This is a genomic window from Aquicoccus sp. SU-CL01552 (assembly GCF_040365005.1).
In the GTDB taxonomy this organism is placed as follows: Bacteria; Pseudomonadota; Alphaproteobacteria; order Rhodobacterales; family Rhodobacteraceae; genus Antarcticimicrobium.
Window position 1 is genome coordinate 25,064 of the sequence record NZ_BAABWV010000011.1, and the last position, 15,176, is coordinate 40,239.

A 15,176-nucleotide genomic window follows, 5' to 3' on the forward strand; every position below is an offset into this window, starting at 1 on the left:
GGCCATGCAATTCGGGGGTGCGGCCGAGGCCGATCCGCTGGTGGAGTTCAGGCACCGCAACAGCAAGGAAGGCCTGTTACTGCGCTATGCGCACGGGCGCGTGAAGAATTTCGGCAGTCGCCAGATCATGACGGTCGCGGGCGGGCTGTTCCTTTGGATGATGAACGGGCCGCTGGCCGGGCTCTCCGCGCTGTCGATCGCGCTGATCGGCGAGTCGGTGGATTGCCTGTACCTGCGCAGCGCCGAGACGCGGCTGAAAGAGGGCGAGGCGCTGGAACGCGTCTATGGCATCAGCACGCTGACCGCCACGATCCAGGCCCTTGCGGTCTCGGTCTGCATCGCCCTGTCCTGGTTCGGAGAAACCACCAGCGCCTCGCCGCTTTTCGCGATCGCCTTTCTGGCCGGCGCGGCGATCAACGGCGGGCTTGTCCTGCCCTATCACCGGGCGGCGGGGACGGTGCGCCTCGTGATCTACGTGACCCTGGCGGGTCTGCTGTTCGTGCTGACCGGGATCATGCACGGGGCGCCCGACACCGTGTTTTCGATGAACGCGGCGGGCACGCTGATGCTGGGGTTCATGGTGTTCTCCTTTCTCGACTATGCGGTGTCCGGGTTTCATCAGCACCAGGCCAGCACCCGGGCGGTGATCGAGAAGAGTGCTGAACTCAAGGCGGTGAACATCGAGCTCGCCGCGCGGCAGAAAGAGGCGCAAAGACTGTCGCTGGTGGCGCGCAATGCCCATGACAGCGTGTTGTTGCTCAACCGCGACGGCCGCATCGCCTGGGTGAATGAGACCTTTACCCGGATCACCGGCTATCTGCCGCAAGAGGCGGTCGGCCGGTTTCCCGGCGACCTGCTGAACGGACCCGAAACCGACCAAAGGGTCGTGGCCGCACTGAATGACGCGCTTGCCCGGGGCGTACCGTTCCGTGGCGAGATCCAGAACCGCAGCAAGAGCGGCGAGACGATCTGGATCGAGACCAACCAGGTCCCGGTGATCGACGCGGCCGGCGAGGTCGACGTGATCGTTGCCATCGAACGCGACATCACCGCCACCAAGCACCACCAGCGCGAAATGAGCCTGGCCCGCCAGGCCGCCGAGGAGGGCGCGCGCGCCAAGTCCGAGTTCCTCGCCACCATGAGCCATGAGATCCGGACCCCGATGAACGGGGTGATCGGCATGGCCGACCTGCTGGTCGAGTCAGGTCTCAATGCCGATCAGCGGGTCTACGCGGAAACCATCCGCAGCTCGGCGCAGGCCCTGCTGACCATCATCAACGACGTGCTCGACCTGTCGCGGCTGGATGCCCGCCGGATGACGCTGGACCCGGTGGATTTCGACCTGAAAACCTGCGTGCAGGAGCCGGTGCGCCTGTTGCGACCGCAGGCGCGCAAAAAGGGGCTGTCGCTGCGGCTCGATTTTGCCGGCGAGGGGGGAGACCGGCTCCATGGTGACGACAGCCGTTTGCGCCAGGTCCTGATCAACCTGATCGGCAATGCAATCAAGTTCACCAGCACCGGCGGCATCGCCGTTCGGGTATGCCGCGCGCCCACCGGGGACGGGATGACATCGCTGCGGATCGAGGTCGAGGATACCGGGATCGGCATCCCGAAGGACAAGCAGGAGCATATCTTTGAACGCTTCGCGCAGGCCGATGCCTCGACCACGCGCGAATACGGCGGCACCGGGCTGGGCCTGACGATCTCGCGGATGCTGGTCGAAGAGATGGGCGGAACGATCGCGGTCCGCTCCGAGCCGGGGTGCGGCGCCTGCTTTGAAATCGCGCTGTGCCTGCCTGCGGCCGAAAGCACCGGCGATGACCGGGCCCGGGATGCCAGTCCGCCGGATGCCGCCGGGCAGACCCTGCTGGCGGGCAAGCGGATCCTCGTGGCCGAGGATGCCGAGGTCAACCGCATCCTGATCGGCAAGTACCTGGGCGGGATCGACCTGCGCCTGGATTTCGCGCATGACGGGCTGGAGGCGGTCGAGAAGACCCTGGAGAGCCGCCCCGACATCGTCCTCATGGACATGTCGATGCCAGGGATCAGCGGGCTGGAGGCGACCCGCCGCATTCGCGCCGCAGCGGTGGCTCAACCGGTGATCGTGGCGCTGACCGCCAATGCCTTCGACAGCGACAGGGAGGCCTGCCTGGAGGCCGGGATGGACGGTTTCCTGACCAAGCCGGTGCGCCGGGCCGAGCTTCTGGCCGGGCTGGTGGCGGTGGCCGAACGGGCGCAATCGGAGCCGGCGCAATGATTTCCCTTGGCCCCGGGGGGCGGTCTGACGTATCACGCTCGGGCATTTATTCACGAGGCCGACCTTGGACATCGCAACGCGCGTCTACAATCACAAGTGGAAGATCGACCCGATCGTCCGCTCGCTGATCGACACCGATTTCTACAAACTGCTGATGTGCCAGTCGGTTTTCCGCAACAAGCCCGACACGCAGGTCGCCTTTTCGCTGATCAACCGTTCGGACAACGTGCCGTTGGCCAAGCTGATCGACGAGGGGGAACTGCGCGAACAGCTCGACCATATCCGCTCGCTCAGCCTGACCCGCGGCGAGAGCACATGGCTGCGCGGCAACACCTTTTACGGCAAGCGGCAGATGTTCCGCCCCGACTTCATGGAATGGTTCGAGGGGCTGCGGCTGCCGCCCTATCACCTGGAGCGGCGCGGCGACCAGTACGAGCTGACCTTCGAGGGCAGCTGGCCCGAGGTGATGATGTGGGAAATCCCCGCCCTCGCCGTACTGATGGAACTGCGCGGCCGCGCGGTGCTGAACGACATGCGGCGGTTCGAACTGCAGGTGCTCTACGCCCGCGCCATGACCCGCGTGTGGGAAAAGATCGAGCGCCTGCGCGCGGTCGGCGGCCCGCCGATCGCCGATTTCGGCACCCGGCGGCGGCACTCCTTTCTCTGGCAGGACTGGTGCGTGCGCGCCATGGTCGAGGGGCTGGGCAAGAGCTTCTCCGGCACCTCCAACTGCCTGATCGCCAAGAACCGCGACCTCGAGGCGATCGGCACCAACGCGCATGAGCTGCCGATGGTCTATGCCGCGCTGGCCGAGACAGACGCGGAACTGGCCCAGGCTCCCTACAAGGTGCTCGAGGACTGGCACGAGGAGCACGAGGGCAACCTGCGCATCATCCTGCCCGACACCTTCGGCTCCAAGGGGTTCCTCGACGATGCGCCCGACTGGCTGGCCGGCTGGACCGGCATGCGCATCGACAGCGGCGATCCGGTCAAGGGTGGCGAGATGGCGATCGACTGGTGGAAGGCGCGCGGCGAGGACCCGCGCAAGAAGCTCATCATCTTCTCGGACGGGCTCGACGTCGAGAAAATCGTCGCCCTGCATGCCCATTTCAAGGGCCGGGTAAAGGTCAGCTTCGGCTGGGGCACGCTACTGACCAATGATTTCCGCGGGCTGGTGCCGAACGACGCGCTGGCGCCCTTCAGCCTGGTCTGCAAGGCGATCAGCGCCAACGGGCGGCCCACGGTCAAGCTGTCGGACAACCCGGAAAAGGCGATGGGCCCCGCGGACGAGATCGCCCGCTACAAGCGCGTCTTCGGCGTCGGCGAGCAGGAGCGGATCAAGGTCGAGGTCTGACGCGCCCCCGATTCTTCTCCTTTTCCGGGCGCTCCCACCGAATCTGTCAGGTGGAGCGCTGCAACCACTTGAAACCAAACCTTTTCTGGCTACGAAATCCTTCGTGGTGAAACAGCTTCGTGTACCAAGTGAAGTTCCACGAATGACATGGGCACTGATCGGTCACGGCAGTGCAAGCGACCATGTTCGGGCTATTCCACCGCCACTTTGGGCGACATCCTGAGCTTCGCTGCGTCATGCTCGGATAGCGGCAATGCGCAGGAAACAATTGCAGATACCGCAAAGGTCTCCGTTTGCGTTAAGACGGTTGGGATAACGTGTCGGTTACAAAAGAACGATCTCGCACGATCAGCCAGAGCGTCGCGCAGGTGATACCGATAGCGATCAACAGAAGGCCGTAGTTGCGGATAAGATCATGCGAGTTGGCGGAAACGATCTGCACGGCGGCAGCCCCCAATAGGGTCCCGCTGAACTGGATCAAGGCCGCAGCCGATCCGGTGTCTTTCGTTTGCTGGTCCAGCAACAGGTTCGCCCCCGGAACCCGAACGATGATGACGGCTATGGTCGTCATGGCGGCCACTGCGGCATATATCCACGCAGAGAGGCTTCCAAATAACAGCATCGCCGCCCCGGCGCAGATCACCACGACGAAACAGCCGAAGATTATCGACTGCACCCGAATGTAACGCGACATCCGCAGGTAGAGCGTGGGCCCGAGGGCGGCGCAAATGGCGTTGAAAGAAAAGATGAAACTGAAGGCCTGCTCAGACAGACCAAAACCGTCGATATAGACATAGGCGGCACTGCCGAGGAACGCCATCAAACACATGGGCACCAGTGAAAACAACAGCAGCAGATAGGCGAAACGCGGGTTCTTCAGGACGACACCCAAGCGGTTCCATGATTTCAGGATCGGGGCCGTGGATCGCTCCACGACAGTTTCGCGATAGAGCGTGACAAGCCCGGCTGCGATACATCCAAACAGGGCGAGGACGACAAACATCGCGTGCCAGGACGCCACCCGCAGCAGGAATGCCCCGAGCACCGGCGCGACCATGGGCGCAATGATGACCAGTGACATCACGGTCGCCATGACCTTTTCACGCTCTCGCCCGTCAAACAGATCCTTGACGATGGAGGTGCCGATGACCGTCACCCCACCGCCCGCGAGCCCTTGCAGGATGCGAAAGGCGATCAAGCCTTCGACGCGGGATGCCACAGCACATAAAAGGCTGGAGGCGATGTAAATCGCGAGGGCGGCAAACAGGATCGGTTTGCGCCCCGTCCTTTCGCTCAACGGCCCCCAGAACAGCATCCCGACCGCGAAGGCGACCATATAGGCCCCAAGGGTCAGGTTGATCATGGCGTGGCTGGTCGAAAACGTGTCGGCCATTTGCGGCAATGCGGGAAGGTAAAGATCCATGGTCAGCGGCGGAAAGGCGCCCAGAACAATCAGTAGGAACAAGGTACCGCGCCGACCCAATCTTGGCTGTTCGATATTCATTTCAACATGTCCTGCTTCTCGGCTACCTCTTGCATCTCTGGCCCCAATTCGAGGGTCAGAGAAAGCCATTATCCCCCTCGTGACGCGTTTCCGATCGCGGCCTGGTGCGTCAGTTGCCGCCTTGCGCGGTGGCCGCCGCGCCGGCCCCGGTGGCGATCTTCAGTGTCGCCCAAGCCTGGGCGGCATCGTTCACCGCAGAGGCGGCCGAGATCCGCGCCGAGGCGGTGTTGCGGTCGGTCTCGAGCAGATCCAGAAGCGTGATCGCGCCGTTGCGGTAATTTTCCTGCGCAAGCGCCAGTGCGCGGCGGTAATCGTTTGCGGCCGTGCGCAACAGCGCCGCCCTCTGGCGAGAACGGGCAAGGTTCGATTGCGCCACCTGAACATCCTCGACCGCATCCAGAACCGCGGCGCGCCAGGTGATCTCGGCCTGTTTCGCCGCCGAGATTTCCGCATCGCGGCTGGCCCTCAGGCTGCCTTGGTTGAACACCGGGAACGACAGCGCTGGCCCGAAGCTCCAGGAACCGGCGCCGTCGCTGCGCCCGATTGCGCCGGTCAGGGACAGCGACGGGTAGAGCGCGGCCTCGGCAACCCCGACCTCGGCCACGGCGGCGGCAAGCGCGGCCTCGGCGCTGCGCACATCGGGGCGGTTGCGCAAGAGGTCCGCGGGAACCCCGGTGCGCGCCCCGCCCGGCGTGCGCAACTGCGCCGCGCCCTTTTGCATCCGGCGCAGGATCGGACCGGCCGGCTCGTTCAGCAGGGTCGCGATTGCATAGACCCTGGCATCGAACAGCGCGGCATATTGCGGCAAGGAGGCGCGCGCGGTGGACAGCAGGGCCTGCGCCTCGGCCAGCTCGTATTCCGTCGCCGCGCCGGCCTCGTACTGGCTGCGCGTGATGTCGACGGTTTCCTCGCGCGCCCTGATCGTGTCGCGCGTCAGGGCCAGCACCTCCTGGTAATAGCGGGCATCCGCATAGGCCGCGATCAGTTCGGCCAGCCAGGCCAGCCGGGCGGTCTCGGCATCTGCCCGCGCCGCGCCCAGAGAGGCAACCGCGCTTTCGCGCTCGCGCCGGATGCTGCCGAACAGATCAATCACGAAACTGGCGCCCAGCTCGGCTGACCCGGTGGTGGAGGTCGCCATGTTGTCCCCCCCGGCGCGCGTGTCCGACGCCGAGAGCGACCCCTCCAGGGCAGAGTTGACCCCGGTTTTGCGCACTTCCGCCTGCGCCTGCCGGATCGCTTCGATGGCGGTCATCACGTCGAGGTTCTGCGCCAGGCCCCGCGCCACCAGCGCGTCGAGCGCGGCATCACCATAGCTGCGCCACCAGGCCTGCGCGGCGACGGCCTCAACGGCCTCGGCATCGCCCCCGACAAAGCGTGCCTGCAACGAGATGTCGGGGCGCTGGTAGTCGGGGCCGACGGCGCAGCCGGCAACGATCAGGCCAAGCAAGAGGAAATGAGGTTTCACAGGTTGGTCTCCACTGGGGCACGCAACAGGGTCGCGGCCTTGATGACAGCGATATAGAAGAGCGGGACCATCACGATCCCGAACAGCGCGGAAAAGACGATCCCGCCAAGCAGCCCGGTGCCGATGGATTTCTGCGCATTGGCCCCGGCCCCCGAGGCCAGCACCAGCGGTATGATGCCAACGCCGAAGGCGAGAGAGGTCATCAGGATCGGGCGCAGCCGGAGACGCGACGCCGAGACCGAGGCCTCGAGCAGGCCCGTGCCCTTGGCGCGCAGGCTCTCGGCGAATTCGACGATCAGGATGGCGTTTCGTGCGGCCAGGCCGATCGTGGTCAACAGGCCGACCTTGAAATAGACGTCATTGGACTGGCCGAACACCCAGGTCGCCACCATGGCGCCGAGGATCCCCACGGGCACGGACAGCATGACCGCGAAGGGCACCGTCCAGCTTTCGTAAAGGGCGGCCAGGCACAGGAAGACCACCAGCGCGGAGAGGGTATAGAGGATCGATTCCTGATTGCCCGAAAGCCGCTCCTGATAACTCAGCCCGGTCCAGGCCGCGCCATATCCGCCGTCGAGATCGGCGGTCAATTCCTCCATCGCGCTCATCGCATCGCCCGAGCTCAGCCCCGCGGCCGCCGCACCAGAGATTTCCAGCGCGCGCGTGCCGCCGTAACGCGACAGCTTGGGGGTGATGGTTTCCCATTCCCGCGTCACGAAGGCCGAAAGCGGGACCATCTCGGAGCTGTCGCTGCGCACGTACCAGTGATCGATATCCTCGGGCTGCATCCGCGCCGAGGCATCTCCCTGCACGATCACCTCGCGCAGGTCGTTGCCAAGGGGGAAATAGTTGACGTAAGAGCCGGCGAACACCGTCGACAACATCGCGTTCACATCCGAGAGCGACACGCCGAGCGCCTCGGCCTTTTGCTGATCGATCGTCATCTTGAGCGAGGGTTCGCTGGCCGCCTCGTTGCCCCGCAGGTTGGTCACACGGCCATCTGCATTGGCGAGCGACACCAGTTTGTCGGCCGCCGCGCTCAGCGCGGCCTGTCCGCTGCCCGACTGGTCCACGAGATACATCGTGAAGCCCGAAGCCGTGCCCAGCCCCGGGATAGCAGGCGGCTGCAGGACAAAGAACTTGCCCAGCCGCGATTGCGCAAAGGCGCCGTTGGTGCGGTTCATCAGGTCGGCGGCGTCCATGCCGGGGCGGTCGTCGTAATCCTTGAGCTTGATGAACAGCATCCCGTAGTTCTGCCCGCTGCCGCTGAAGCTGAAACCGACATTGGAAAACACGCTTTCCACCATGTCCGTTTCGGCCTCCAGAAGATGTGTCTCGAGCGCGGAAATCGCGTGTTCGGTCTGCTGCGTGGTCGCGCCCTGCGGCAGTTCCACGATGGTCATCAGCACGCCCTGGTCCTCGGTCGGCAGGAACGAGGTCGGCAGGCGATCATAGACCCACCAGGCCGAGACCCCCACAGCCGTCAGCACCACCAGCACCCGGAACGGGCGCCGCCCGAGCCGTGCGACCGTGCCGCCATAGCCCGCGGTCAGCCGGTCGAGCGCGGCATTGAACCCGCGCAGCGGCGCGATGGGTTTGCTGTCATGCGCGGGCTTGAGGAGTTGGGCACACATCGCCGGCGTCAGGATCAGCGCCACGAACAGCGACAGCACCATGGCCGAAATGATCGTGACCGAGAATTGCTTGTAGATCACCCCGGTCGAGCCGGACATGAAGGCCATCGGCAGGAACACTGCCGACAGCACCATCACGATCCCGACCAGCGCGGTCGAGATCTCGCCCATGCTTTTCTCGGTGGCGGCCACGGCGTCCAGCCCCTCCTCCGCCATCACGCGTTCGACATTCTCGACCACCACGATCGCGTCATCCACGAGCAGCCCGATCGCCAGCACCAGCGCGAACATCGTCAGCGTGTTGATCGACATGCCAAAGGCGGAGAGCACGCCAAATGTCCCCAGCAGAACGACGGGCACCGCGATGGTCGGGATTATCGTCGCGCGCCAGCTTTGCAGGAACAGCAGGATCACCAGGAACACCAGCACCACCGCCTCGATCAGCGTATGATAGACCTGCTGGATCGACTCCTCGACAAAGGGCGTGGTGTCATAAGGGTATTCGACCGTCACGCCTTCGGGCAGGGCCGAGGACAGGGACTCGACCACGGCCTGCACGCGGGTGGCGGTGTCGACGGCGTTTGCCCCGGTGGCGAGGTTGACGGCGAAACCGGCGGCGGGGTGGCCGTCAAAGCGGCTGGTGCTGCCGTAGTCCTCGGCGCCCAGTTCGACGCGGGCCACGTCCGCCAGGTAAACCGCCGAGCCGTCGCTGTTGGTCTTCAGCAGGATGTTCTGAAAGTCCTGAACCGATCCAAGCTGCGATTGCGCGGAGAGCGAGACGGTGAACTGGTGCCCCTCTGTGACCGGCTGATCGCCCAGGCTGCCCACCGTGATATTGGTGTTCTGCTCGGAGACGGCGGTGGTCACGTCCGAGGGGGTCAGCTGATACTGATAAAGGCGCGCAGGGTCGAGCCAGATGCGCATCGCGTATTCGCTGCCAAAGCTGCTGATCGAGCCAACCCCCTCGGTGCGCTGCACCGCATCCTCGATGGTGCTGCCCAGGATGTCGCCCAGTTCGAGCGAGCTGTATCGGCCATCCTCGCTCACCAGGGCGCCGACCATGAGGATTGAGGTGGTCGAGCGGGTCACCGACACGCCTTGGGCGGTGACGCTGTCGGGAAGCCTGGATTCCACGAGCTGGAGCTTGTTCTGGACCTGCACCTGCGCCATGTCGGGATCGATCGTGTCGTCAAAGGTCAGCGAAACGCTGGCAGACCCTTCGGTCGACGAGGAGGTCATGTAGGTCAACCCGTCCAGACCGGTCAGCCCGTCTTCGATGATCGTCGTGACCGAGTTCTCGACCGTCTCGGCAGAGGCCCCGGTATAGGTCGCGCTGATGCGCACGGTGGTCGGCGCGATGTCGGGGTATTGCGAGATCGGCAGGCTGATGACGCTGAAGGCGCCCACTAGCATGGCGACGATGGCAAGAACCCAGGCAAAGACCGGGCGGTGAATGAAGAACGAGGCCATTGATCAATCCTCTGCGCTGCTGGGCGCGCTGTCTTGCACATTGCCGTCGGCATTGATCGTTGCCGCCACCGGCGTCACGGCCTGACCCTCCCTGAGGGAAGACAGGCCATCCACGATCAGCTTGTCGCCCTCACTCAGCCCCTCGCGCACGATCCAGGCGTTCTGGTAACTGCCCTCATCGCTCAGGGTGATCTGTTTCGCGGTGTCGTCCTCGCCCACGACGAAGACGGCGAGCTGGCCGGAATTGGCCCGCGTGGCGGCCCGTTGCGGCACGAGGATGGCCTGCATCGTGCCCATCACGATCTCGCCGCGCAGGAACATGCCGGGAATGACAATGTGGTGGGGGTTGTCGAACTGGAAACGGACGGTGACCGTGCCGGTGGTCGTGGAGACGGAATTGCCCGGAGTCACCAGCGATCCCGTGCCCCGGTAGATATCGCCGTTTTCCAGCAGCAGGGTCGCCCGCAGGGTGTCATTGCGCGTTACGCTGCCCTCGTGGATGCTCTTGCGAAAGGACAGGATCCGCGAACTGGCTTCCATCATGTCGACATAGATCGGGTCCGAGCGCACGATGGTCGTCAGCTCGTCGCTTTGCCCTGCGGTCACGAGATCCCCGACCGAGACTGTGGACACATCGGCGCGTCCGGCAATCGGGCTTGTCACGGTGGTCCAGGACAGTTCGATCCTGGCGTAGTCAAGGGCCGCCTGCGCGGCGTCCAGGGTCGCCTTGGCCTCGGCGAGGCTGGCACGCGCCTCTTCGACCTCGGCCTCGGTATAGCCGCGCCCCGACAGTTCTTCGGCGCGATCATAGGCCGATTGCGCGACCGGCAAGTTCGCCTGCGCCGTGGCCAGGTCCGCGCGCGCCGAGGCCTCTGCGGCAAGATAGGCAGAGTCGTCGATCCGGAACAGCGGATCACCGACCTTTAGCGGCTGACCCGGCGTATAGAGGATGTCCTCGATCACTCCGCCCACGCGCGGGCGCACCTCGACCTCCTGAAAGGCGACGGCGCGCCCCGGCAAGGTGACGATATGCGGTACGTCCTGCAGCTTGACCTCGATCACGCCGACCTCCATCGGGCCCGATGGAGCGCCCTGGGCACAGGCCATCGACGCAAGGGCCGACAGTACCATCGCGGCCCCCGTGAATTTCCAGATACCGGCTGCCATGACCTTCACATTCCTTGACTGTTTCGTATAGTTGGTGCCGTATACGCACAAATTGCAGACTATGCAAAGGACAATCGGGTGACACTTTCGTTAAGAGAGAGACGGCGACTTCAAACCGCCCGCGACATCCAGCGGGCGACGTTGAAACTGGCGCTGGCCGAAGGGCTGGATGCGATAACGACGGATGCGATTGCCGCGGCAGCCGGGGTCAGCACGCGTACCTTCTTCAACTATTATCCCAACAAGGAAGCCGCCGCGATCGGCACGCCCCCGGGGTTTCGGGACGAGGACAAGGCAGCGCTGCGCGCGGGGCGCAATGCGCTGGCCGTGGATCTCAAGCAGTTTCTCGACAGGCATATGGCGGCGCTGGCCGAGGATGAGACCATCCTGCGCATGGTGGGCAAGGTCGTTCACGCCAACAGCAAGGCAAGCGGCCTGCTCGACCGCGTTGTTCTTGGCGAACGCGACGAACTGGCCGAGTGCCTGCGTCCGCGTGTCAATGATGACCAGGTCGCGATGGCGCTCGCGGCCAATGCGACAGCCTGTACCGCGCGCGCGATCCACCTTTGGGAAAACGAGGAAAATGTTTCGCTGGCAGAGGCGCTCGATCGTGTCTGGGCCGGGCAAATCGCCGCCGCGCGCCTGCTGGCGAATCCCTAGCGGTGCAAAGGCCCCATGCCCCAAAGGAGCGGCAAGGCGTCCTTCGCTGCGAGAACAAGTCAGCACATGGAAACGCGCGAAACCGCTTTCATGCGGGCCGTCTCGTCATTGATGACGTGGCGCAGCCAGGCCCGGGCATCCGGCGCCGCCAGCAGAAGACATTGCCTCGGCGAAAAAGATGGAGATGCGCGCCGAAGCTGGAACAATCCAACCCCGTGATTCAAGATGGTCACCTCGGAGTTACTCTCCGACCGTCCCCGCCTCAGGCCGGCCCGACCTCGGGCAGCCGGGGGGCGGCGGCGATCAGCGTTCTCGTGTAGTCGTGCTGCGGGTCCGAGAACACCTGCTCGGTCTCGCCCTGTTCCACGATCTCGCCCGATTTCATCACCAGCACCCGGTCGGTGACCGTGCGCACCACGCTCAGGTCATGGCTGATGAACAGGTAGCTCAGATGATAGGCCTCGCAGAGTTCGACCAGCAGATCGAGGATCTGCGCCCGCACCGAGACGTCCAGCGCGCTGACCGCCTCGTCGAACAGGATCAGTTCGGGGCGAATGATCAGGGCGCGGGCGATGGCGATGCGCTGGCGCTGCCCGCCCGAGAATTCGTGAATGTACTTGGTCGCGTCCTCGGGGCGCAGCCCGACCGCCGTCAGCGCCTCGGCCACGGCGTCGCGCCGCTCCGCGCCGCGCGGCGGGGTGTCGAGCAGGTGGAACGGCTCGGTCACCAGCCTCTCGACCCGGTGGCGCGGGTTGAACGATCCGAACGGGTCCTGGAACACCACCTGCATGCGCCGCCGCACCGCCAGGTTGGGGCGATGGCCCGACCAGACCGGTTGACCATCCAGCAGGATCTCGCCGCCCTGCAGCGGCTCCAACCCCAGCAGCGCGCGGGTCAGGGTGGACTTGCCGCAGCCGGATTCGCCGACCAGGCCCAGCCGCTCACCCCGGTTGAGGGTAAAGCTCACCTCGTTGACCGCCCGGTGCGAGCCCGGATCGCGCAGCAGGTGCTTGCGCGGCAGGCGATAGTCGCGCACCGCCCCGCGGACCTCGAGCAGCGGCGCCGGTGGGGGCGGGACCGGCAGCGTGACCTGGTGGCCCGAGGCCTCGAACAGCATCCGCGTATAGGGGTGGTGCATCTGCGCGAACAGCTGCCGCGTCGCGCCCTGTTCCACCACCTCGCCGTGCCGCATCACCACGATGCGGTCAGCCATGTCCGAGACCACGGCGAGGTCGTGGGTGATCATCATCAGCCCCATGCCCTCGTCCTCGACCAGCCCCTTGAGCAGATCGAGGATCTGCGCCTGGGTGGTCACGTCCAGCGCCGTGGTCGGTTCGTCCGCGATCAACAGTTTCGGGCGCAGGGCGATGGCCATGGCGATCACCAACCGCTGGCGTTGCCCGCCCGAAAGCTCATGCGGGAACCGCGACAGCGGAAAGCGATCCTCCGGCAGGCCGACCCGGTCGAGCACCTCGCGGGCCCGGGCGCGGGCGGCGTCGCGGTCCATCGCCTTGTGGATCAGGATCGTCTCCATCACCTGGTCGCCGATGCTCCGGACCGGGTTCAGGGCGGTCATCGGCTCCTGGAACACCATGCCGATCTCGCGCCCGCGGGTGGCGCACATCGCGGCTTCCGATTGGGTTAGCAGGTCGCGCCCCTCGAGCATGACATGGCCGCTGGCCTCGGACCGGTCCGGCAGGAGTTGCATCACCGCCAGCGCGGTCATCGACTTGCCCGAACCGCTTTCGCCGGTCACGGCCACGATCTCGCCCGGCGCGATGGAGAGGCTGACCCGGTCGAGGATCTTCAGCGCGCCGATCTTCAGCGTGAGGTCGGTGATCTCGAGCAGGTTCATCGGCGTGTCACCCTCAGCCGTGGGTCGAGCAGGTCGCGCAACCCGTCGCCCATCAGGTTCAGCCCGAGCACGGTCAGGATGATCGCGACCCCGGGGATCAGCGCCATGTGCGGCGCGAAGCTGACCATGGTCTGGGCATCGGCCAGCATCCGACCCCAGCTTGGCAGCGGCGGTTGCGCCCCCAGCCCGACATAGGACAGCCCGGCCTCGGCCAGGATACCGAGGCTGAACTGGATGGTGCCCTGCACGATCAGCAGGTTCAGCACGTTGGGCAGGATATGCTCGGCCGAGATGCGCGCAGCGCCCTTGCCCGAGACCCGTGCGGCCATGATGAATTCGCGTTCCCACAGGCTCAGCGCGGCGCCACGGGTGATGCGGGCGAAGACCGGGATGTTGAAGATGCCGATGGCGATGATGGCGTTGACCGCGCCGGGCCCGAAGACGGCGGTGATCAGGATGGCGATGACAAGGCTGGGAAAGGCAAAGACAAGGTCGTTGCCGCGCATGATCAGCTCGTCCAGCCAGCTGCCGTTGCGCGCCGCCGCCGCCAGCCCCAGCGGCACCCCCAGCCCCATGCCGATCCCCACCGCCAGCAGCGCCACCGCGATCGAGGTGCGCGCGCCCACCATGATCATGCTGAAGATGTCGCGGCCGAAGTGATCGGTGCCGAACCAATGCGTGACACCGGGCGCCTGCAGCTTGTCGGGGATGTTCATCGCGGTGTGGTCGTAGGGCGTCCAGAAAAACGAGACCAGCGCGGCAAGCACCACCAGCGACGACAGGAATACGCCAAGGGCAAGATTGCGGCTCATGTCCGGGACCTCAGGCGGGGGTCGACCAGCGCATAGGCCAGGTCGACAAGGAAATTCACCGTGATGACGGCAAAGACCAGCAGCATCACCACCGATTCGACCACGATCAGGTCGCGCGCGCTGATCGCCTGGAACACCAGCCGCCCGAGCCCGGGCAGGTAGAACACCTGTTCGATGATGATCGCGCCGGCCAGCAGGAAAGAGAATTGCAGCCCGATGATGGTCAGCACCGGGATCAGCGCGTTGCGGACCGCGTGGCGCCACAGCGCCTGGCGGCGGCTGAGGCCCTTGGCCCGCGCGGTGCGCATGAAATCCTCGCCCAGGATGTCCAGCAGCGCCGAGCGCATGACCCGCGCCAGGATCGCCGCCTGCGGCAGCGCCAGCGCAATGGCCGGCAGGGTCAGCGAATGCAGCCCGGCGAGCAGCCCCTTGTCCCAGCCGGCAAAGCCCCCGGCGCCGAACCAGCGCAGGTTGATGGCAAAGATCAGCACCAGCATCATCGCGAACCAGAAGTTCGGCACCGCGACCCCCAGTTGCGTCGCGCCCATCACTACCGCGTCGCCGGGCTTCCCGCGCCGGGCGGCGGCATAGATGCCGGCGGGAAAGGCGATCAGCGTCGACAGCGCCAGCGCATAGAGCGCCAACGGCAGCGACACCCACAGCCGTTCGGCGATCATCTGCGTCACCGGCGTGCGATAGGTGTAAGAGGTGCCGAAATCGCCGGTCGCCATGCCCCCGACCCAACTCAGGTAACGTTCGATCTTGGGCACGTCGAGGCCCAGTTCGGTGCGCAGAGCGGCGACCGTGTCAGGCTGGGCGTTGATGCCCAGCATGAAGGAGGCCGGATCGCCCGGCGCCACCTCGATCACGAAAAAAATCACCAGGCTGGCGACGGCCAGGCTGAGGATCAGCGACAACAGGCGTTTGAGCGAATAGCGCAACATGGCCGGCAACTTAGGGATGGTTTTCGGGGGCGTCCAGAGCCATCCGACCGCCCA

At 65.3% G+C, this 15,176-nt stretch carries 10 protein-coding genes; 3 read left to right on the forward strand and 7 right to left on the reverse strand.

Annotation, left to right across the window (positions count from 1 at the left end; translation table 11 throughout):
- Positions 1-4: 4 nt before the first annotated feature.
- The gene (locus ABWV23_RS13230) at positions 5-2,257 is read left to right on the forward strand and encodes a PAS domain-containing hybrid sensor histidine kinase/response regulator (protein WP_353348485.1); all 2,253 of its coding nucleotides are present in this window, start codon (positions 5-7) and stop codon (positions 2,255-2,257) included.
- A gap of 64 nt (positions 2,258-2,321) precedes the next feature.
- The gene (pncB, locus tag ABWV23_RS13235) at positions 2,322-3,611 is read left to right on the forward strand and encodes a nicotinate phosphoribosyltransferase (RefSeq protein WP_353348487.1); all 1,290 of its coding nucleotides are present in this window, start codon (positions 2,322-2,324) and stop codon (positions 3,609-3,611) included.
- 298 nt (positions 3,612-3,909) lie between these two features.
- Here pncB and ABWV23_RS13240 read toward each other — a convergent pair whose 3' ends face one another.
- The 4 genes from ABWV23_RS13240 to ABWV23_RS13255 all read right to left on the reverse strand — a co-directional run bounded on the left by ABWV23_RS13240 (position 3,910) and on the right by ABWV23_RS13255 (position 10,851).
- On the reverse strand, positions 3,910-5,115 hold the full coding sequence (locus tag ABWV23_RS13240; RefSeq protein WP_353348489.1) for a multidrug effflux MFS transporter: 1,206 nt from the start codon (positions 5,113-5,115) through the stop codon (positions 3,910-3,912).
- Between the two features lie 109 nt (positions 5,116-5,224).
- Positions 5,225-6,580, reverse strand: a complete 1,356-nt coding sequence (locus tag ABWV23_RS13245) for an efflux transporter outer membrane subunit (RefSeq protein ID WP_353348491.1) — start codon at positions 6,578-6,580, stop codon at positions 5,225-5,227.
- Positions 6,577-9,684: an efflux RND transporter permease subunit gene (locus ABWV23_RS13250; protein ID WP_353348493.1), complete on the reverse strand. Its 3,108-nt coding sequence runs from the start codon at positions 9,682-9,684 to the stop codon at positions 6,577-6,579. The genes ABWV23_RS13245 and ABWV23_RS13250 overlap by 4 nt, the downstream gene beginning before the upstream one ends.
- A 3-nt stretch (positions 9,685-9,687) precedes the next feature.
- Positions 9,688-10,851 (reverse strand): efflux RND transporter periplasmic adaptor subunit, encoded by a 1,164-nt coding sequence (locus tag ABWV23_RS13255; protein ID WP_353348495.1) that lies wholly within the window; start codon positions 10,849-10,851, stop codon positions 9,688-9,690.
- Positions 10,852-10,992: 141 nt separating this feature from the next.
- On the opposite strand from ABWV23_RS13255, the gene ABWV23_RS13260 reads away from it, so the two are divergent.
- Positions 10,993-11,511: a TetR family transcriptional regulator gene (locus ABWV23_RS13260; RefSeq protein WP_353348497.1), complete on the forward strand. Its 519-nt coding sequence runs from the start codon at positions 10,993-10,995 to the stop codon at positions 11,509-11,511.
- Between the two features lie 262 nt (positions 11,512-11,773).
- Here ABWV23_RS13260 and ABWV23_RS13265 read toward each other — a convergent pair whose 3' ends face one another.
- From ABWV23_RS13265 to ABWV23_RS13275, 3 genes are read right to left on the reverse strand one after another with little or no spacing between them, the layout of a single operon-like run.
- Positions 11,774-13,366 (reverse strand): ABC transporter ATP-binding protein, encoded by a 1,593-nt coding sequence (locus ABWV23_RS13265; RefSeq protein ID WP_353348499.1) that lies wholly within the window; start codon positions 13,364-13,366, stop codon positions 11,774-11,776.
- Positions 13,363-14,178 carry an ABC transporter permease gene (locus tag ABWV23_RS13270; protein ID WP_353348501.1) on the reverse strand — a complete coding sequence of 272 codons (816 nt, stop codon included), beginning with the start codon at positions 14,176-14,178 and terminating at the stop codon, positions 13,363-13,365. Before ABWV23_RS13270 ends, ABWV23_RS13265 begins: the two co-directional genes overlap by 4 nt.
- Positions 14,175-15,122 (reverse strand): ABC transporter permease, encoded by a 948-nt coding sequence (locus ABWV23_RS13275; RefSeq protein WP_353348503.1) that lies wholly within the window; start codon positions 15,120-15,122, stop codon positions 14,175-14,177. Before ABWV23_RS13275 ends, ABWV23_RS13270 begins: the two co-directional genes overlap by 4 nt.
- Positions 15,123-15,176: the final 54 nt, after the last annotated feature.

Bases quoted from the DNA above. Each gene is read 5' to 3' on its own strand.
- ABWV23_RS13230 (WP_353348485.1), top strand. From the start codon at position 5: ATGCAATTCGGGGGTGCGGCCGAGGCCGATCCGCTGGTGGAGTTCAGG.
- ABWV23_RS13240 (WP_353348489.1), bottom strand. From the start codon at position 5,115: ATGAATATCGAACAGCCAAGATTGGGTCGGCGCGGTACCTTGTTCCTA.
- ABWV23_RS13250 (WP_353348493.1), bottom strand. From the start codon at position 9,684: ATGGCCTCGTTCTTCATTCACCGCCCGGTCTTTGCCTGGGTTCTTGCC.
- ABWV23_RS13255 (WP_353348495.1), bottom strand. From the start codon at position 10,851: ATGGCAGCCGGTATCTGGAAATTCACGGGGGCCGCGATGGTACTGTCG.
- ABWV23_RS13265 (WP_353348499.1), bottom strand. From the start codon at position 13,366: ATGAACCTGCTCGAGATCACCGACCTCACGCTGAAGATCGGCGCGCTG.
- ABWV23_RS13270 (WP_353348501.1), bottom strand. From the start codon at position 14,178: ATGAGCCGCAATCTTGCCCTTGGCGTATTCCTGTCGTCGCTGGTGGTG.
- ABWV23_RS13275 (WP_353348503.1), bottom strand. From the start codon at position 15,122: ATGTTGCGCTATTCGCTCAAACGCCTGTTGTCGCTGATCCTCAGCCTG.